Source organism: Pseudonocardia wallangbongensis (assembly GCF_054486945.1).
In genome coordinates this window covers 266608-285779 of record NZ_JBRERS010000009.1, presented here as the reverse complement: position 1 = coordinate 285779, position 19172 = coordinate 266608, and the positions used below count along the sequence as shown (strand labels likewise).

Here is a 19172-nt window from a genome sequence, read left to right as displayed (position 1 = left end):
CCGGCGGCGGACGGCGCCGCTCTCCGGCCGCCCGTCGAGCCGTGACGTCGCCCGATCGTCACCCGACCGGGCCACTGACCACACTTTCCGGTGAGGCGCACATCAGCGCTGTGGAGACGACACCGGGGCCCGGTCGTCCGACGTGAGCCGCCCGGGAAGCACCTGATCACCCTCGGCGACCGCCGGTCAGGTGCCGGCGTGCACCGGCCAGCCACGCAGCATGACGAGGGCGGGCTCGTGCAGCACCGACAGGTCGGCCCGCGGGTCGCGGCGGTACACCACCAGGTCGGCGCGGGCGCCCGGCTCGAGCCCGGGACGGCCGAGCCACGCCCGGGCTCCCCAGCTGGCCGCACCGAGGGCGTCGGCGGCGGAGAGGCCCGCGCGGTGCAGCGCGATCACCTCGTCGGCCAGCCGCCCGTGGTCGATGCCGCCGCCGGCGTCGGTGCCCGCGTACACCGGCACCCCGGCCTCGACGGCCCGGCGCACCGTCTCGTAGGCGCCCGCGTACAGCCGGCGCATGTGGTCGGCGTACGCGGGGTACCTGCTCGCCTGGTCGGCGATCCCCGGGAAGTTCTCGACGTTGATGAGCGTGGGCACCAGCACGGTGCCGCGCTCGGCCATCTCGGCGATGAGGTCGTCCGTGAGACCGGTGCCGTGCTCGATGCAGTCGATCCCCGCGCGGACCAGGCCCGGGATCGCAGCGGCGCCGAACACGTGTGCCGTGACGCGCGCGCCCGCGGCGTGGGCGGCGTCGATCGCCGCGGCGAGCACGTCGTCGGACCAGAGCGGGGCGAGGTCGCCCACCCCGCGGTCGATCCAGTCCCCGACCAGCTTGACCCATCCGTCGCCGGCCGCGGCCTGCTCGGCGACGATGTCGGGCAGCAACGCGGGATCGTCCAGCTCCAGCGACATGCCGGGGATGTAGCGCTTGGGGCGGGCCAGGTGCCGGCCGGCGCGGATGATCTCCGGGAGGTCGGCGCGGGCCTGCAGGGGCGTGGTGTCGATCGGCGAGCCGCAGTCGCGGATCAGCAGGGTGCCGGCGTCGCGGTCGACGCGGGCCTGGGCGTCGGCCTCCTCCAGCTCGACGCCCCCGTTCGGGCCGAGCCCGATGTGGCAGTGGGCGTCGACGAGACCGGGCACGATGAACCCGCCGTCGACGAGCGTCTCCGCGCCGGGGATCGGCTCGACGATCCGGCCCGTCGCGTCGACGAACAGGTCGACGGCGTCCTCACCGGGCAGCAGCACACCGCGCAGCCGATACACAGGGGCTACTTCTCCTTGGGGAACTTGAACTTGCTCGGGTCGAACCCGGGCGGCAGCTGGTCGAGGCCCGGAGGGAGGTCGCGTAGCGACGCCGGCAGCCCGGACAGGTCCGGCATCCCGCCCGCGGGGCCCCCGGGCAGCCCCGCGGCCCGCGCCGGCGTGGGCCCGCGTCCCTTGGGCTTGCCCTTCTTGCCCTTGCGGCCCTTGTTCTGCTTCTTCGTGGCACTGCGCCCGCCGAAGCCGAACTGCCCGGCCATCTGCTTCATCATCTTCCGGGCCTCGAAGAACCGGTTGACGACGTCGTTGACCTCGCTGACCGCGACGCCGGAGCCGTTGGCGATGCGCAGCCGCCGCGAACCGTTGATGATCTTCGGGTCGGCCCGCTCCCCCGGGGTCATGCCACGGATGATCGCCTGCAGCCGGTCGAGCTGCGAGTCGTCGACCTGCGACAGCGCGTCCTTCATCTGCCCGGCGCCGGGCAGCATGCCGAGGATGTTGCCGATCGGGCCCATCTTGCGGACGGCGAGCATCTGCTCGAGGAAGTCCTCCAGGGTGAGTTCCCCGGTGGAGATCTTCGCGGCCGCCTTGGCCGTCTGCTCCTGGTCGAAGGCCTGCTCGGCCTGCTCGATGAGCGTGAGCAGGTCGCCCATCCCGAGGATGCGGCTGGCCATCCGGTCGGGGTGGAAGACGTCGAAGTCGGTGAGCTTCTCGCCGTTGGACGCGAAGAGGATCGGCTCGCCGGTGACCTCGCGGACCGACAGCGCGGCACCACCGCGGGCGTCGCCGTCGAGCTTGGTGAGCACCACGCCGGTGAAGCCGACGCCGTCGCGGAACGCCTCGGCCGTGGCGACGGCGTCCTGCCCGATCATGGCGTCGACGACGAACAGCGTCTCGTCCGGCGACACGGCGTCGCGGATGTCGGCGGCCTGGCGCATCAGCTCCTCGTCGACGCCGAGGCGGCCCGCCGTGTCGACGATGACGACGTCGTACTGCTTGTCGCGGGCGTGCGCGATGCCGCGCCGGGCGACGTCCACCGGGTCGCCGACGCCGTTCCCGGGCTCGGGGGCGAACGTGGTGGCGCCCGCGCGCTCACCGACGATCTGCAGCTGGTTGACCGCGTTGGGCCGCTGGAGGTCGCAGGCCACGAGCAGCGGCGTGTGGCCCTGGCTCTTCAGCCATGCGGCGAGCTTCCCGGCGAGGGTCGTCTTACCGGAACCCTGCAGGCCGGCGAGCATGATCACGCTCGGCGGCTCCTTGGCCAGCCGGATGCGCCGCGTCTCGCCGCCGAGGATCTCGACGAGCTCCTCGTTGACGATCTTGACGACCTGCTGGGCGGGGTTCAGCGCACCGGAAACCTCCGCACCCTTCGCCCGCTCCTTGATCCGCGCGATGAAACCGCGGACCACCTGCAGCGCGACGTCGGCCTCGAGCAGCGCGATGCGGATCTCGCGCGCCGTGGTGTCGATGTCGGCGTCGGAGAGGCGCCCCTTGCCGCGGAGGTTGGCCAGGGTGCCGCTGAGGCGCTCGGAGAGGGTGTCGAACACCTCTCCAACCCTACTTGCGCACCGCGAGGCGCTGCAGGGCCACCAGCGCTTCCGCGGAGGGCGACCCCGGCTCGGCGAAGTACGTGACCACCATCTGCCCGGGAGCGCTCGCCACCGCGAGGGCCTGCCAGGTGACCGTCACGTCCCCGACTGCGGGCGACACCAACCGCTTCGAGCCCGAGGTCTTCCCGCGCACGTCGTGGCGCGCCCACAGCCTGCGGAACTCCGCGCTCCTCACCGACAGCTCGCCGACCAGCGTGACCAGCCGCGGGTCGTCGGGGGTGGCCGCGGCCGCCGCCCGCAGCGCCGCCACGGTCTCCTCCGCCACGTCGGACCAGTCCGGGTAGAGGTCGCGCGCGACCGGGTCGAGGAACACGTGCCGGACCATGTTGCCTTCGCCGGGGACCCCGCCGCACAGGAGCTCGGCCAGCCGGTTCTGGGCCAGCACGTCCATGCACCGCCCGAGGACGAACGCCGGCACGCCCGGCATCGCGTCGAGCAGCCGGGCGATCTCCGGCGCCACCTCCTCCGGCCCGCGGCGCGAGCGGCGCGACGTGCGGGGCGCGGGCGTGGCGAGCGAGGCGAGGTAGGCGGTCGACTCGTCGTCGAGGTCGAGCACGCGGGCAAGCGCCTCCACCACCTGCGCCGACGGGTGCCGGTCCCGGCCGCGCTCCAGGCGCAGGTAGTACTCGGCGCTGATGCCGGCGAGCATCGCGACCTCCTCGCGCCGCAGCCCAGGCACGCGGCGCCTGCCGACCGGTAGACCGTGGTCCTCCGGGCGGGTCAGCTCCCGGCGGGCGCGGAGGAACTCGCCCAGCAGGTTCGGCATGCACGCCACGGTAGGCGCCCGTCGCGGAACGAGGGGTGGCCCCGCGACTACCCCCCTTCGCGGGGCCTCCCCGGCCCCGCTCGGCCGCTCGCAGGCTCGTTGCCATGACAGCGAAGACACACGAACTCACCGGCCGCATCGCGGTCGTCACCGGCGCCAGCAGCGGGATCGGCGCCGCCACCGCGCGGGCCCTCGCCGCGGGCGGCGCGCGCGTCGCCGTGGTCGCCCGCCGCGTCGACCGCATCGAGGCGCTCGCGAAGGAGATCGACGGCATCGCCGTCCCGGCGGACGTCACCGACCCGGCGAGCCTCGCCCGCGCCGCGGCGACGATCCGCGACGAGCTCGGGCGGCCCGACCTCGTCGTCGCCAACGCCGGCGTGATGCTCGGCGCCCCGTTCGCCACCGCCGAGCCCGTCGAGTGGTCGGCGATGGTGGACACCAACGTCACCGGCCTGCTGAACACCGGGAAGGCGTTCGTCGACGACCTCATCGCGGCCGCCGCCGATGGCGGGCCCTCCGACCTCGTGCACGTCGGCTCCATCGCGAGCCACGAGGTCTTCCCCGGCTACGCCGTCTACAGCGCGACGAAGGCCGGTGTGGCGGCGTTGACCCGCGGCCTCCGGCTCGAGCTCGGGCCGCGCGGGGTGCGGGTGCGCTCGGTCGAGCCGGGGGTCACCGAGAGCGAGCTCGGCGAGACGATGCTCGACGCCGAGGGCCGGGCGCTCCTCGCGCAGATCAGGCAGGAGGTCGGCCCGATCCCGGCCAGCGACATCGCCGAGGCGATCGCCTGGTCGGCGGTCGCGCCGGCGAGGGTCAACGTGGCGCAGCTGATCGTGGTACCGACCGCGCAGGGCTAGCAATTGCCTCGAGGCGGGGAGGGCTGGCGGCCGTGCTGTCGGGGTCGGTGACGAGCCGGAGGCCGCCGCTGGCCGCCGCGCGGTCGACCACGGTGACGCTGCGCCACCCCGGCGGCGGGTCGCCCAGCAGCTCGGCCGCGGTGCGCGCGGCCCGCCGCGCGTGGGCGCAGAAGGAAGCCTGCTGCACCACCCGGCCGCGCGCGTACTGCCCGCGGCGGGCCTCCGCGGCGTCGGCCTGCAGCCACAGCAGGTGCGCCTCCCGCCCGGTGACGGCGGCGAGGCGCGCCATCGCGGCCCGCGTGCGCGGCTGCGTGGCCGGCAGGTGCACGACGACGGTGGGGGTGGCGGACACGGCGGCCCCGACGACGGCCGTGCGGTGCATCAGGTGCACGACCGGCCGCTGCCAGCCGTAGGGCACCCCGCCCGCCACCGGGCGCAGCGCCGCCCGCTGCACCTCGGAGTCGAGCACGGTGAGCCCGGCGGCGGCGGGCAGGCTCGCCAGGAGCGTGGACTTGCCGGCCCCCGGCATCCCGGCCACCAACAGCAGTGAACGTCCCGGCACGGCCAGTCGCACCGGCGGTGTCGCAGTGGTCACGCACCGTCCAACGTACGGTTCGGGCGGTTCGTTCCATTCGGCCGACGGTGGGCCCGTCGTCCCCTAATCCACGCAGGTGGGCGTGCCGCGCGTGCAGATGGCTGCACCCACCGGCTCCTGGGTCCCCGAGTTGACGTCCTTCGTGGACAGCAGGGTCACCCACACCTGGGTCGCGCCGCCCGCACGGTTCGCCGGAACCGTGAAGGAGTACTTCACCGAACCGGAACAGGTCCAGGCCCATTCGCTCTGCCCCAGCTGTTCGTCCCCGGCCATGGTGATCCCGGTCGTCTTGCGGCAGCCGCTCGAGGAGACCGCCTTCTGCTCCCCTTCGACGACGACCGTCCGGTTGTAGAACGTGACCGTGCCGGTGGTGTACGTGTTGCCGTAGGGGACCCGGAACGTCGACCGGGGATAGGTCGCCGCCTCCGCAGGGGTTGCGGCCACGAAGACCATGGCGAGAACGGCTGCGAGGCCGATGAGAGCGGGCACGAGTCGACGCATGGTTCCCCTCGGGTGTCCTGGATGTGGGGTCACCCTGTCGCGCCGCCCGCCCGATGTCGTCCGACCGCGGATGGATCTTCGGGGTCCTCCCCCGGGAGGACCCCGCGAGCCGGTCAGCCGGCCGTTGTGAGCACAGCCTTCTCGATCCGCTGCCGCTCGACGCGGCCGAGCGCGCCGGCCAGGCCGAACGCGTCGACGACGGAGGCGCCGAGCGTCGACGCCTTGGCCCAGCGCACGTCGGCTCCGCACTCCTCCAGCGCGGCCGCCACCCGGTGCAGCAGCCCGATCCGGTCGGTGCCGCGCAGCTCGAGGACGACGGCGCCGGTGGCCTCGTCGTCGAACCAGAGGACCCGGGCCGGCGCGGGTGCCTCGCCGGCCGTGCCGCGCGGGGCGTAGTCGCGCTCCTTGCGGGCCAGCGCCTCGGGCAGCTGCAGCCCGCCGTCGAGCACGCGGGTGAGGTCCGAGCGCAGCAGGGCCGGGTCGGGCAGGCCGCCGAACCGCGGCGAGACCGTGAACGTGAACACCGCGACCCCACCGAGCGTGGCGAGCTCCGCGGCGTGGACCACCAGCGAGTGCAGGGCGAGGACGCCGGCCGCGGCGGCGAGCGAACCGGTCCGTCGCGGTACCGCGACGACGACGCCCGCGGGGTCACCCTCGTCGAGGCGCACCTGCGGCCGCCCGTCGGCCTCGACGGCCGCGGCAAGCTCGGTGGCGGCCGCGGTCGGTGGTGTGTGGCCCGGCAGGGACTTCCCGGCGAGCACCGCCCGGCACCGGTTGGCGAGGTCGTGGATGAGCGTGCGCTTCCACGGGCTCCACACGCCGGGTCCGGTGGCCAGCGCGTCGGCCTCGGCGAGCGCCTCGAGGAGCTCCAGCAGGAGGCCGTCACCGTCGAGCGTGTCGACGACCCGGGTGACGGTGGCCGGGTCCTCCAGGTCGCGGCGGGTGGCGGTGTGCGGCAGCAGCAGGTGGTGGCGCACCATCCGGCCGAGCACTGCGACGTCGGCCTCCGGGAAGCCGATCCGCAGCCCGACCTGCACGGCGATCGGCTCCCCCACCTCGGAGTGGTCGCCGCCGCGACCCTTGCCGATGTCGTGCAGCAGCGCGCCGACCAGCAGCAGGTCCGGGCGCGCCACGCGCGTGGTGAGCCGGGCGGCCTGGGCGCAGGCCTCGACGAGGTGCCGGTCGACCGTCCAGACGTGCGCCCGGTCCCGTGGCGGCAGGTCGCGCACCGCGCCCCACTCGGGGAAGAGCCGCCCCCACAGCCCGGTGCGGTCCAGCGACTCCACGACGTCGACCAGCGGGCGCCCCGTGCCCAGCAGCGACAGCAGCTCGCCGCGGGCCGGCCGCGGCCACGGCGTCCGCAGCTCCGGCGCGGTGTCGGCGAGCCGGTGCAGGGTGCCGGCCGCGATCGGCAGGCCCGTGCGGGCGGCGGTGGCGGCCACGCGGAGCACGAGTGCGGGGTCGCGGGCCGCGGAGGCGTCGCGGGCCAGCGCCACCTCGCCGATGTGCTCGACGACGCCGCTGTCGAGCGGGCGGCGCACCGGTGCGCGGCGCAGCGCGGCGAGCCCGCGCCGCGGCAGCGCGTTGCGGGCCGAGCGCAGCCCGACCTCGGCCGCGAACGCCACCGATCGGGCCGCCCCGGACAGCGCCCGGGCCAGCTCGAACCGGTCCGCGATCTCCAGCGCCGCCGCGACCTCGTCGGCGTCCTGGGCGTGCAGGACGTCCCGGGCGCGGCCGGCGAGCCGGTGCAGCTCGGTGCGGACGTCGAGCAGGAGCACGCGGGCAGCCCGCACGTCGGCCGCGGGCCGGTCGACGAGCTGGGCCGCCGCGAGTGCGTCGACCAGTTGGACGTCGCGCAGGCCGCCGTGGCCGTTCTTGAGATCGGGCTCCACCCGGTGCGCGACGTCGCCGACCTTGCGCCAGCGTTCCTGCGCGCTGTCGGCGAGCTCGTCGAAACGGCCGCGGATCCCCGCCCGCCAGGACTGCCGGACCGCGGTCCGGACCTTCTCGGAGAGCGCCGGGTCGCCTGCGATGTGGCGGGCCTCGAGCAGGCCGAGTGCGGCACGCAGGTCGGTGGCGGCCACCTCGACGGCCTGGCCGGGCGTGCGGACGGCGTGGTCGAGCCCGATCCCGGCGTCCCACAGCGGATACCACAGGTCCTGGGCGAGCCGCTCGACGTCCGCGCGGCCGTCGTGCAGCAGCACCAGGTCGAGGTCCGACCACGGCGCCAGCTCGCGGCGGCCCAGGGCCCCGACCGCCACGAGCGCCGCCCGCTCCGAGAGCCCGATCGCCGCGGCGCGGGAGGACAGCCAGAAGTCGTGCAGGTCGACCAGCGCCTCGCGCAGCGCCTCGGGACCGAGCCGCCGCTTGCCCGTGCCCTGCTCCAGCAGCACGGCCTTCGCCCGGGCCAGGTCCCCCGCGTCCCCCGACGCCACAGGAACGGCACCCACTAGGCGTGTCCCCTCCGGCCCGGGAACCCCAGCAAGGTGGCTTTGCTCCGGTTGAACCGGAGCAAAGCCACCTTGCTGCGGGAACCGCGGGGACTGCGGGGACGCCGGGGACTGTGGGAGCGCCGGGAGCTACCGCGGTCAGATCGCGTCCGCACCGCGCTCGCCCGTGCGGACGCGGACCACGGTCTCCACCGGGATGACCCAGACCTTGCCGTCACCGATCTTGCCGGTGCGCGCCGCCTCGACGACGGCGTCGACCACCTTGTCGGCGTTGGTGTCGTCCGCGACGACCTCCACCCGCACCTTGGGCACGAAGTCCACCGAGTACTCGGCACCCCGGTAGACCTCCGTGTGGCCCTTCTGCCGGCCGTAGCCCTGCACCTCGCTGACCGTCATGCCGAGCACACCGATCTGCTCCAGCGCGCCCTTGACGTCCTCGAGGACGAACGGCTTCACGATCGCCGTCACCAGCTTCATGGCTCAGCTCTCCTTGCCTGCGGCCGCGGGGACCTGCTGCGCTGGTGCGGGGGCGCTCACCGCGGGTCGCGACGAGCCGATTCCGGCGAGGCTACGGTGGCTGGAGAAGTCGTAGGCGGTCTCCGCGTGCTCGGTCTCGTCGATGCCGGCGGTCTCGGCCTCCACCGTGACCCGGCCACCGCCGGTGACGGCCTTGACGAGGTAGCCGAGCACGAGCGCGATCACGAACGAGTAGACCAGCACCGCGCCCGCGCCCACGGACTGGCGCCACAGCTGGTCGAACCCGCCGCCGTAGAACAGGCCGTCGACGGCGGCCGGGGCGCTCGACGTGGCGAAGATGCCGACGAGCAGCGTGCCGACGAGGCCGCCGACCAGGTGGACGCCGACCACGTCCAGCGAGTCGTCGTAGCCGAAGCGGAACTTCAGGCCGATCGCCAGTGCGCACAGGACGCCGGCGATCGCGCCCACCGCGATCGCGCCCAGCGGCGAGACCGACGAACAGGACGGGGTGATCGCGACCAGACCCGCCACGACGCCGGACGCGGCACCGAGGCTCGTCGGCTTGCCGTCGCGGACGCGCTCGACGACCAGCCAGGCGAGCATGGCGGCCGACGTGGCGACGAGTGTGTTGACGAACGTGAGGCCGGCGATCCCGTTCGAGGCCACCGCGGACCCGGCGTTGAACCCGAACCACCCGAACCACAGCAGGCCGGCCCCCAGCATGACCAGCGTGAGGTTGTGCGGCCGCATCGGCTCCTTCGGCCATCCGCGTCGCTTGCCGAACACGATGACGAGCGCGAGGGCCGCGGCACCGGCGTTGATGTGCACCGCGGTGCCGCCCGCGAAGTCGATGGCCTTGAGCTGGTTCGCGATCCAGCCGCCCGTCTCCGCGGTGACGCCGTCGAAGGAGAACACCCAGTGCGCCACGGGGAAGTAGACGATGGTGGCCCAGAGCCCGGCGAACAGCAGCCACGCACCGAACTTCATGCGGTCGGCCACGGCGCCGGAGACCAGCGCGACGGTGATGATCGCGAACATCGCCTGGAACGCCACGAAGACCGTGGCCGGGATGGTGCCGACGAGCGGGATGTCGACGGGCGGCCCGCCGTCGGCCTCCAGGTAGGTGCCGCCGAACGTGCCCTGCAGACCCGCGTACTGGCCGGGGTTCCCGAGCAGGCCACCACCGACGTCGTTGCCGAACGCCACGGAGTAGCCGTACAGCACCCACAGCACCCCGATGAGCCCCATCGCGGAGAAGCTCATCATGATCATGTTGAGGACGCTCTTGCTGCGCACCATTCCGCCGTAGAAGAACGCCAGACCCGGTGTCATCAGCAGAACCAGCGCTGAGCTGGCGAGCATCCAGGCGGTATCGCCGGTATCCACCACAACTCCCTCCCGTCTCGGCCGCCGGGGGGCGGCGGCAAGCTGGGAGGAACTATCTGTTCGGCGTGTTTCGGACGCCCTCCACCGTTGTTTCCGGGCCGTGAACGAGCGGCCGCGGGATGTTACAAGCGGGTTATCCGTCGAGCAGCGCGTCGACGAAAGCGCTCGGATCGAAGGGGGCCAGGTCGTCCGGGCCCTCGCCGAGGCCCACGAGCTTCACCGGCACACCCAGCTCGCGCTGCACCCGGAACACGATGCCGCCCTTCGCGGTGCCGTCCAGCTTCGTGAGCGCGATGCCCGTGACCTTGACGACGTCGCCGAACACCCGAGCCTGGGTCAACCCGTTCTGCCCGGTGGTGGCGTCGAGGACCAACAGCACCTCGTCCACCTCGGCCTGCCGCTCGACCACCCGCTTGACCTTGCCCAGCTCGTCCATCAGGCCGGTCTTCGTGTGCAGCCGGCCCGCGGTGTCCAGCAGGACGGCGTCGGCGTTCTCCTCCGCGCCCTGCTTGACCGCGTCGAACGCGACGCTGGCCGGGTCGGCACCCTCCGGCCCGCGCACGACCGTGGCCCCGGCCCGCTCGCCCCAGGTGGCGAGCTGCTCGGCGGCGGCGGCGCGGAACGTGTCGGCCGCGCCGAGCACCACGTGCCGGCCGCCCGCCACCAGCACGCGGGCCAGCTTGCCGGTGGTGGTGGTCTTGCCGGTGCCGTTGACGCCGACGACCAGCACCACGCCCGGGCGCCCGCCGTGCGGGAGGGCGCGCACGGCCCGGTCCATGTCGGTGCCCAGCGCCTCGGTCAGCACGTCGCGCAGCAATTGGCGGGCCTGCTCCGGCGTGCGCACCCCCCGGCGGGCGAGCTCGCTGCGCAGCGTCCCGACCAGCTCGGCGGTCATCTCCGGGCCCAGGTCCGCCTGCAACAGCGTGGCCTCGACGTCCTCCCACGACTCCTCGTCCAGCTCCCCCGCGCCGAGCAGGCCCAGCAGGCCCTGACCGAAGCCGCTGCGGGAGCGGGCGAGCCGGCCGCGCAAGCGCTCCAGGCGCCCGTCGGCGGGCTCGATCTCCGGCGGGGCGGCAGGTGGGGCCGGGGCCTCCGCGGGCGGTGACGGGGCCGCGCCGTTCATCGACGGCGCGGGTGTGGCGGGCGGCGGCACGGCCTCGGGAGGCGCCGTCTCCGCGGCGGTCACTGAGTCGGCCGGCGGTTCCTCGGGCCGCGCCGTCGGTTCCGGAGCGGGGGCGGGCGGGGCCTCCGGTTCCGCCGCTGCGGTGTCCGTGCCGCTGGAGAAGGCGATCCCGCTCCCCGCCTGATAGGTGCCACGCCGGGGCGGCTCGACCTGCTCGGGCTCGCGCAGGGTGATCTGGCGCCTGCGGCGCAGCACGAGGCCGAGCGCAACGCCGATGATCAGAATCGCCACCACGACGGCGACGACGATCCAGAGGGTCTGCGTGGTCACGGCTCCAGCCTGTCACGCCCGGCCACGCCCGCACGACCGGCACCTTCGTCCGATAGACCGGTACGGACGTGCCGCTCGTACGACCGGGGCGGGGTCAGCTCACCGCGCGGAGGCGCTGGCTGATCACCGTCGTGATGCCGTCGCCCCTCATGCTCACGCCGTAGAGCGCGTCGGCCACCTCCATCGTCGGCTTCTGGTGCGTGATGACCACCAGCTGGCTCGCCTCGCGCAGCTCCTCCATCAGGGAGATGAGCCTCCGGAGGTTGACGTCGTCGAGGGCGGCCTCGATCTCGTCGAGGATGTAGAACGGCGACGGGCGGGCCCGGAAGATCGCCACCAGCAGCGCCATCGCCGTGAGGGAACGCTCGCCGCCGGACAGCAGCGACAGCCGCTTCACCTTCTTCCCCGGCGGCCGGGCCTCGACCTCGACGCCGGTGGTGAGCATGTCGTCGGGGTCGGTGAGCACGAGCCGGCCGTCGCCGCCCGGGAACAGCGTGCTGAACACGATCTCGAACTCGCGGGCCACGTCGGCGTAGGCCGACGCGAAGACCTCGAGGATCTTGTCGTCCACCTCGCGGACGACCGTGAGCAGGTCGCGGCGGGTGTTCTTGAGGTCCTCGAGCTGGGTGGACAGGAACCGGTAGCGCTCCTCCAGCGCGGCGAACTCCTCCAGCGCGAGCGGGTTGACCTTGCCCAGCAGCGCGAGGTCCTTCTCCGCCCGCTTGGCGCGCCGGTCCTGGGTGCCGCGGTCGTAGGGCATCGCCGGGGGCTCCACGACCTCCTCGCCGCGCTCCTTCGCCGCCTCGTACTCGGCCATCTCGGCGGCCGACGGCGGCACCGGCACGTCCGGGCCGTACTCGGAGACGAGGTCCTCGATGGCCAGGCCGTGGTCGTCCAGCACCTTCTCGGTGAGCTGCTCGAGGCGCAACCGGTTCTGGGCGCGCAGCACCTCGTCGCGGTGCACGGCGTCGGTGAGCTTGTCCATCAGCGCCGACAACCGGCCCGAGGTGGCGCGGGCCTCGCCCAGGGCGCGCTCGCGCGCGTCGCGGGCGGCCGCGGCGGCGTCGCGCTCGGTGGCGGCCGCCGCCAGCGACCCGGCGATCCGCTCGCTCGCCGTCTCCCCCGCCGCGACCACGGCCTGCGCGATCCGGGCGTTGCGCTCCCGCGACTCCCGGGCGGCCGCGGCCCGCGCCCGCGCCTGGCGTTCCGAGGCGGCCTGGCGGCGCAGCGAGTCGGCGCGCCCGGCGATCGCGCGCGCCCGCTCCTCGGCGGTGCGCAACGCGAGCCGGGCCTCCACCTCCTCCGCGCGCGCGTCCGCGACCGACTCCGCGGCCGCGTCGCGGACCTCCGTGTCGGGCTCGTCGTCCACCGGCTCGTCCTCGGCCACGGCGAGCTGCTGCTCGGCCGCCTCGAGCGCGAGCAGGGCGTCGGAGCGGCGGGACTCGACCGCGTCGCGACGGTCGCGCAGCCGCTGCGCCTCCGCGGTGGCCGAGCGGACCGTCTCCTCCAGCCTGCCCAGCTGCGCCGACGCCGCGGCCCGGCGCGACTCGGCGGCGGTCTGCACCTGCCGGGCCGCCTCGACGTCCGCGAGGCGGGCCGCCTCCTCGGCACGGGCCCCCTCGATCGCGGGACGCAGGCGGGCCAGCTCCTCCTCCACCGCTTCGCGGCGCTCCAGGGCCTCGTTGACCGCGGCCTGCACGTCCAGCGCGCTCGACGCGGCACCCGAACCACCGGAGGCGCGGGCGGCGCCGAGCACGTCACCGTCGCGGGTGACGGCGGTGAGCTCCGGGTGCGAGGCGACGACGGCCCGGGCGGCAGGAAGATCGTCGACCACGAGAACCCGGTCGAGCAGGATCGCCACGGCGGAGGCGACCGAGGACTGGGCGCGGACGAACTCGAGGGCCCACCGCCCGGTGGGGGCCTTCCCAAGTTCAGGAAAGCCACATTCCTGTACTGGCGGTTCATGAATGTGGCTTTCCTGAACTTCTGGGGCCACCACCACGCTCGCTCGGCCCGCATCCCGCGAGCGCAGTAACTGGAGCGCACTCACCGCCGCATCCGGGGACTCCACCGCCAGGGCGTCGGCCAGCTCACCCAGCGCCGCGGCGACCGCGGCGCGGGCCTCCGGCTCCACCGTCAGCAGGCCGGAGAGCGGGCCCAGCACACCGTCGGTGCCCACCAGCTCGCCGGAGCCGTCGCGGCGGGCGAGGCCGACCGACAGCGCGTCGACCCGCGCGCGCCAGTGCGCCCGCTGCTGCTCCAGCTCGCGCTCGCGGCCGACCAGCTCGGCGACGCGGGCGCGGGCGGCCTCGTGCCCCTCGGCCGCCTCGGCGCCGCGCTGTTCGAGGCCGGTGTCGCCCTCGTCGAGGGTGCCGAGCTCCTCGCGCGCGTGCTCCAGCTCGGTCTCGGCGACGCCCGTGCGGTCCTGGGCCTCGGCGAGCGCCTCGGACAGCCGCTCGATCTCGTCGGCGGTGGCGGCGGCGCCGCTGCGCAGGGCCTCGGCACGGCCGGCGAGCGTGGCGATGCCGGCCTTGCGGTCGGCGAGGGCCCGGACGGCCGCCATGTGGGCGCGCTCGGCGGCGGCGAGGGTCTTCTCGTGCTCGGCGCGCTCCTCGAGGATCTCCGAGAGCCGGTGGCGGGCCTCGGCGACGGCCGCCACCAGCTCGGCCTCCTCCTCCGCGATGGCCTCGGCCTCGGCGTCGAGCTCGTCCGGTTCGCGGCCGGGGGCGCGTTCCTGCGGGTCGGCCAGGTGCCGGCTGCGCTCCTGCGCCAGCCGGACGGTGCCGGACAGCCGCTCCGCGAGCGCCGAGAGCCGGTACCAGGTGTCCTGGGCGGCGGCCAGGCGCGGCGCGTCCTGCGCGAGTGCGGCCTCGAGCCGCTCCTGCTCGACCCGCGCCACCGAGAGCTGCTCCTCCACCTCCGCGCGCCGGGCGCGGGCGCTCGCCTCGTCGGCCTCCTCGCGGGCGAGCTGGGTGCGCACGGTCACGACGTCGTCGGCGGACAGCCGGAGGCGGGCGTCGCGCAGCTCGGACTGCACCGACTGCGCCCGGCGCGCGATCTCCGCCTGCCGGCCCAACGGCTTCAGCTGGCGGCGCAGCTCGGCCGTGAGGTCGGTGAGCCGGGTGAGGTTGGCCTGCATCGCGTCGAGCTTGCGGAGCGCCTTCTCCTTGCGCTTGCGGTGCTTGAGGACGCCCGCGGCCTCCTCGATGTACGCGCGGCGGTCCTCCGGCTTGCTCTGCAGCACGGAGTCGAGCTGCCCCTGCCCGACGATGACGTGCATCTCGCGGCCGATGCCGGAGTCGGACAGCAGCTCCTGGATGTCCAGCAGCCGGCAGGACGAGCCGTTGATCTCGTACTCGCCGGCGCCGTCGCGGAACATGCGGCGGGTGATCGACACCTCGGAGTAGTCGATCGGAAGGGCGCCGTCGGAGTTGTCGATCGTGAGCGTGACCTCGGCTCGGCCCAGCGGGGCCCGCCCCGAGGTGCCGGCGAAGATGACGTCCTCCATCTTCCCGCCGCGCAGCGCCTTGGCGCCCTGCTCCCCCAGCACCCAGCTGATCGCGTCGACGACGTTGGACTTGCCCGACCCGTTCGGGCCGACGACGCACGTGATGCCCGGCTCCAGCCGAAGCGTCGTGGCCGAGGCGAAGGACTTGAAGCCCTTCAGCGTCAGGCTCTTGAGGTGCACGGGCGGAGTTCTCCAACAGGAAAGGGGCTTCTCGGGCGAGGCTACCGCTAGCGCTCCTCGAACCCCCGCAGGCCGCCGCGCGCCGCACTCCATTGCTCGACCACGTGGTCGACACTCCCCGGAGTCGACCCGCTACGAAGAGCCGCCAAAAGTAACCCACACGGGTGACGTTCGCCTTCGGCCACGACCACGACGCGGCCGTCCGGGAGGTTGCGCGCGGTACCGACGAGGCCCAGTTCGAGCGCCCTGGAACGGGTCCACCAGCGGAAACCGACACCCTGGACGTGGCCGTGAACCCAGGCCGTGAGCCGCACCGCCTGGTCGCTGCGGGTGATCACGGGCTGCTAGCTTACCGGTTCGTGCCCCCCAACCGGTCTAACGCCGGTGCGCAGATGCTCGCACTCGCGACCGGAGTCGTGCTGGTCGCCGGGGTCGCTGTCGCGACCTTCGCCGGCGACGCCGTGCCCACCGACCTGCGCACGGACGCGGTCGCCGCGTCGACCGGCTCCCCGTTCGGCGCCGATGTGGTGCCGCGGGCCGCGCAGGTGGACGACCGGCCGCCGCCCACCGAGGTCTCCACCGTGCACGCGTACGCATCGGTTCCCGGTGACACCTCGGGTGGCCCGTTGGCTCCCCCGGAACCCCCGCCCCCACCGGAGCCGGCGGCTCCGAAGCGGGAGCCCGTCTCGGTCGGCGGCACGATGGGCGAGGTCATCTCGCTGACGAACCAGCGCAGGCGCGAGGCGGGCTGCGGCGATCTCTCGCCCGACGGCCGGCTGACCCGGGCCGCGCAGGGACACGCCTCGGACATGAACGAGAAGGGCTACTTCGACCACGTGAGCCGGGACGGGCGCCGCTTCGAGCAGCGCGTACGCGCGGCCGGCTACCCGCGGCCCGGGGCGGAGATCATCGCCAAGGGGCAGACCAGCGCGAGCCAGGTGGTGCGGGAGTGGATGGCGTCGCCGTCGCACCGCTCGGCGATGCTCACGTGCGCCTTCACCACGGTCGGCGCGGCCCGGTCGGGCAACTACTGGGTACAGGAGTTCGGCAAGTAAGGGTGGACGAGAAGACCCGAGACCACCTCGACCTGATCCACCTGATCACCACCACGCCGGCCGAGGGCTCGGGGCGTGCGTGGCTGTTCGGGGGTTGGGCCCTCGACGCCCGGATCGGGCGCGTCACCCGTGATCACGGGGACATCGAGTTCTTGGCCGACCGCCACGATGCCCACCGCCCGCAGCGTCTGCTGGTGGGACGACCGGGTGTTCCCGATGGGCTCGTTCCCCGAGGAGCCGTGACCGGGCGGACAGCGCACCCGCGCCACGTCCACTTCGACGAGGGGAGGGTCCGTGCCGGCGCCCCCGACGTGCCGGCACGGACCCGGGCTCAGCGGGTGGGCGGGGCGACCGGTGGGGGCGCGAGCGGCGTGGCCGGCGGCGTCGGGGCCGCCGACATGCCGGGCGGGGTCGGGGCCGCCGACATGCCGGGCGGGGTCGGAACGGGCCCCGAGGTCGGTGCCGCGGTCGGTGCCGGGGTCGCGCTCGCGTCACCCGGAGCGGGCGTCGTGGGCACCGCGACCACCAGCGGCCCGGGCGGGGTGTGCCGGCAGCGGCCGGTACGGGGGTCGTAGTCCCACGTGCCCCGCGGGTAGGCGGCGTTGGCCCCGGGTTCGAGGTCGCTGTCGCGCCCGGAGCACCCGGAACCCGACGTGTCGATCGGCATGCCGTCCTGGTCGAACAGGTACACGCCGGCGAGCGGGTTGCCGTCGCCGTCCACGGGGCGGATGTCCTGGATCTCGCGGTCCCCGTCCTGCCACAGGCCCGGCAGCGAGACGGGGTAGCTGGAGGCCGAGCTCTCGTCCGGCATCCCGTCGAAGAGCATCCACAGCAGCACCAGCGCGGCCAGGGCGTTGAGCGGCACCACACCCCAGAGCAGGCGCCGGTCCCGCCGGGTGCGATGCCCCACCCAGATCGACACGGGAACGGCGAGGACCGCGAGCAGCAGCACGGCGGGTGCGCCGCCGCCGAAGAAGGCCGCCACGACGAGCGCGGCCGCCGCGATTGCCCGCACGACCCACCAGCCCGGTTGGAGGCCGGCCACGAAGTCGGTGACCGTGCGCGCCGTGGTACCCACCGGGCGAACACCGAGGAGCCACCGCACCTCCGGCAGCGCGGCCACTCTCGGCACCTGCGGCCCGTCCCGGATCACGATCGGCAGCCCCACCGCGCCGATCAGCAGCCCGGTGAGCACGACGCTGGGCTCGCCCGCCGCCGCCCCGAGCAGGAACACCAGCCCCCCGGCCGCGGGTGCCAGCACCGCGAGCCGGGCGACCCCGTGGCGGGAACGCCCGGTCTCCTCCGGGTCCGCCGCCGGGTAGCCGGCCGCCGCGCGCAGCTCGGCGGCGTACGCGCTGGGCGGTCCGAGGCGCTCGGTCAGCGCGGCGACGTCCGCCTCGCCGCCGAGCTCCGCGGTGAGGTCGGCGAGGTGCGCGCGGACGTCGTCGAGGATCTCGGCGACCTCCGGAGCCGGGAGATCGGCGAGCGCCGCCCGCACCCCGTCCAGGTACTCCTCCGCAGCAGGGCCGGCCAGGTGCACCGTCGTCCCGTTGTCGTTCATGCCGGCGTTCATGCGGCAGCCACCAGCCCTTCCATCGTCTCGGCGAACGCCCGCCACGTCTTCGCCATCTCGCGGAGGCGGTCCCGCCCCGTCGCGTTCAGGCTGTAGTACTTGCGGTGCGGGCCTTCCTCGCTCGGCACCACGTACGAGGTGAGCAGCCCCGCGTTGTAGAGCCGCCGCAGGGTTCCGTACACCGACGCGTCGCCCACCTCGTGGAGTCCGGCGGCGCGCAGGCCGCGCACCACCTCGTAGCCGTAGCCGTCGCCGCGGTCGAGCACCGCGAGCACGGCGAGGTCGAGCACGCCCTTGAGCAGCTGACTGGTGTCCATGCCGGCCCCCCTTCTGTGCGGTGCACACTACTACGCATCGCGCAGTAGCGCGCACGGGGCCGCCCCGGCGCGTCCCGGCTACGCTTCGCCGCATGTCCGTGGTCGACAACGCCATCTACATCGACGGCAAGCGGGCCACGGTGCCGGGCTCCCTCGACCGGACCTTCGAGGAGCTCCGGCAGTGCCCCGACCAGGGCCGCAGCTTCTGCTGGATCGGCCTCCTGCGCCCGACACCCGGGGAGATCGAGGCGGTCGCGCGGGAGTTCTCGCTGCACGGCCTCGCGGTCGAGGACACGATCACCGCGCACCAGCGCCCCAAGGTCGAGCGCTACGGCGACGTGCTGTTCGTGGTGCTGCGCCCGGCGCGCTACGTCGACCCGGTCGAGGTCGTGGAGATCGGCGAGATCCACCTCTTCCTCGGGCCCGATTTCGTGATCACCATCCGGCACGCCGAGAAGCCCGACCTCGGGCAGGTTCGGCAGCGGTTGGAGCACGAGCCCCACCTGCTCGAGCACGGCCCGTACGCCGTGCTGTACGCGGTCCTCGACAAGATCGTCGACGACTACTTCCCCGTGCTCGACGGCCTGCAGGACGACATCGACGAGATCGAGGTCCAGGTCTTCGGCGGCGACCCGGGCGTCTCGAAGCGGATCTACCAGCTCTCGCGCGAGGTCATCGAGTTCCAGCGCGCCGTCGAGCCGCTGGACGCCATCTTCGAGAACCTGCGGCAGCGTCTGGAGGACGAGGCCGGCGAGGGCGACATCGAGCTGCGGCGAGCGCTGCGCGACGTCGCCGACCACTCCACCCGGGTGCTGGAACGCACCGAGTCGTTCCGGCAGCTGCTCGCGAACATCCTCCAGGTCAACGCGGCACTCGTCGGCCAGCGGCAGAACGAGGAGATGGCCCGCATGACCCAGGCGGGCTACGAGCAGAACGAGCAGGTCAAGCGCATCTCGTCGTGGGCGGCGATCTTCTTCGCACCCAGTCTCGTGGCCTCGATCTACGGCATGAACTTCGACCACATGCCGGAGCTGCACTGGCTGCTCGGCTACCCGTTCGCGGTGCTGTTGATGTTGCTGGGCATGCTCGTGCTCTACCTCATGTTCAAGCGCCGCGGCTGGCTGTAAGCGCTCGCCGGCCGGGCGGCGCCCCCTCTTGCCCTATTTATGAAACCTCCCTAGCGT

The 19172-nt window shown here is 74.1% G+C and carries 16 protein-coding genes and 1 pseudogene; 4 read left to right on the top strand and 13 right to left on the bottom strand.

What is annotated here, in order from left to right; all coding sequences use genetic code 11:
• Window positions 1–186: 186 nt before the first annotated feature.
• The 3 genes from ACU436_RS29620 to ACU436_RS29610 are packed head-to-tail and all read right to left on the bottom strand — an operon-like array spanning window position 187 to window position 3636.
• The gene (locus tag ACU436_RS29620) at window positions 187–1263 is read right to left on the bottom strand and encodes an amidohydrolase family protein (RefSeq protein WP_459030269.1); all 1077 of its coding nucleotides are present in this window, start codon (window positions 1261–1263) and stop codon (window positions 187–189) included.
• 5 nt (window positions 1264–1268) lie between these two features.
• Window positions 1269–2807, bottom strand: coding sequence for a signal recognition particle protein (gene ffh / locus ACU436_RS29615; RefSeq protein WP_459030268.1), 1539 nt, complete (start codon window positions 2805–2807; stop codon window positions 1269–1271).
• 10 nt (window positions 2808–2817) lie between these two features.
• Window positions 2818–3636, bottom strand: a complete 819-nt coding sequence (locus ACU436_RS29610; protein ID WP_459030267.1) for a helix-turn-helix transcriptional regulator — start codon at window positions 3634–3636, stop codon at window positions 2818–2820.
• Between the two features lie 104 nt (window positions 3637–3740).
• Here ACU436_RS29610 and ACU436_RS29605 point away from each other — a divergent pair, with 104 nt between their 5' ends.
• Complete coding sequence (locus tag ACU436_RS29605; RefSeq protein WP_459030266.1) at window positions 3741–4493, top strand: SDR family oxidoreductase; 753 nt, start codon at window positions 3741–3743, stop codon at window positions 4491–4493.
• On the opposite strand, the gene ACU436_RS29600 is transcribed toward ACU436_RS29605, so the two are convergent.
• From ACU436_RS29600 to ACU436_RS29565, 8 genes are all read right to left on the bottom strand, one after another.
• A complete protein-coding gene (locus ACU436_RS29600) occupies window positions 4450–5088 on the bottom strand; it encodes an AAA family ATPase (protein WP_459030265.1) in 639 nt (212 codons plus the stop codon). The two genes, ACU436_RS29605 and ACU436_RS29600, sit on opposite strands and share 44 nt — an antisense overlap.
• 63 nt (window positions 5089–5151) lie before the next feature.
• Window positions 5152–5589, bottom strand: coding sequence for a hypothetical protein (locus tag ACU436_RS29595; protein WP_459030264.1), 438 nt, complete (start codon window positions 5587–5589; stop codon window positions 5152–5154).
• Window positions 5590–5702: 113 nt separating this feature from the next.
• Window positions 5703–8039 carry a [protein-PII] uridylyltransferase gene (locus tag ACU436_RS29590; RefSeq protein ID WP_459030263.1) on the bottom strand — a complete coding sequence of 779 codons (2337 nt, stop codon included), beginning with the start codon at window positions 8037–8039 and terminating at the stop codon, window positions 5703–5705.
• A 138-nt stretch (window positions 8040–8177) separates the two neighbouring features.
• A complete protein-coding gene (locus tag ACU436_RS29585; protein WP_459030262.1) occupies window positions 8178–8516 on the bottom strand; it encodes a P-II family nitrogen regulator in 339 nt (112 codons plus the stop codon).
• Between the two features lie 3 nt (window positions 8517–8519).
• A complete protein-coding gene (locus ACU436_RS29580) occupies window positions 8520–9848 on the bottom strand; it encodes an ammonium transporter (RefSeq protein ID WP_459030261.1) in 1329 nt (442 codons plus the stop codon).
• Window positions 9849–10035: 187 nt separating this feature from the next.
• Entirely contained in the window at window positions 10036–11355 is a 1320-nt protein-coding gene (ftsY, locus tag ACU436_RS29575; protein WP_459030260.1) for a signal recognition particle-docking protein FtsY, read from the bottom strand.
• Between the two features lie 94 nt (window positions 11356–11449).
• Complete coding sequence (gene smc / locus ACU436_RS29570) at window positions 11450–15043, bottom strand: chromosome segregation protein SMC (protein WP_459030259.1); 3594 nt, start codon at window positions 15041–15043, stop codon at window positions 11450–11452.
• 47 nt (window positions 15044–15090) lie between these two features.
• Window positions 15091–15381, bottom strand: coding sequence for an acylphosphatase (locus tag ACU436_RS29565; RefSeq protein ID WP_459030258.1), 291 nt, complete (start codon window positions 15379–15381; stop codon window positions 15091–15093).
• 54 nt (window positions 15382–15435) lie between these two features.
• On the opposite strand from ACU436_RS29565, the gene ACU436_RS29560 reads away from it, so the two are divergent.
• On the top strand, window positions 15436–16098 hold the full coding sequence (locus tag ACU436_RS29560) for a CAP domain-containing protein (RefSeq protein WP_459030257.1): 663 nt from the start codon (window positions 15436–15438) through the stop codon (window positions 16096–16098).
• Window positions 15993–16277, top strand: a pseudogene (locus ACU436_RS29555) (nucleotidyltransferase domain-containing protein); the annotation flags it as partial. The gene ACU436_RS29560 and the pseudogene ACU436_RS29555, both read left to right, overlap by 106 nt.
• Before the next feature lie 152 nt (window positions 16278–16429).
• On the opposite strand, the gene ACU436_RS29550 reads toward ACU436_RS29555, so the two are convergent.
• A complete protein-coding gene (locus ACU436_RS29550) occupies window positions 16430–17659 on the bottom strand; it encodes an HAAS signaling domain-containing protein (RefSeq protein WP_459030256.1) in 1230 nt (409 codons plus the stop codon).
• A gap of 8 nt (window positions 17660–17667) precedes the next feature.
• Window positions 17668–17988, bottom strand: coding sequence for a PadR family transcriptional regulator (locus ACU436_RS29545; protein WP_459030255.1), 321 nt, complete (start codon window positions 17986–17988; stop codon window positions 17668–17670).
• Between the two features lie 92 nt (window positions 17989–18080).
• On the opposite strand from ACU436_RS29545, the gene ACU436_RS29540 reads away from it, so the two are divergent.
• Window positions 18081–19115 (top strand): magnesium and cobalt transport protein CorA, encoded by a 1035-nt coding sequence (locus tag ACU436_RS29540; RefSeq protein WP_459030254.1) that lies wholly within the window; start codon window positions 18081–18083, stop codon window positions 19113–19115.
• Window positions 19116–19172 lie beyond the last annotated feature (57 nt).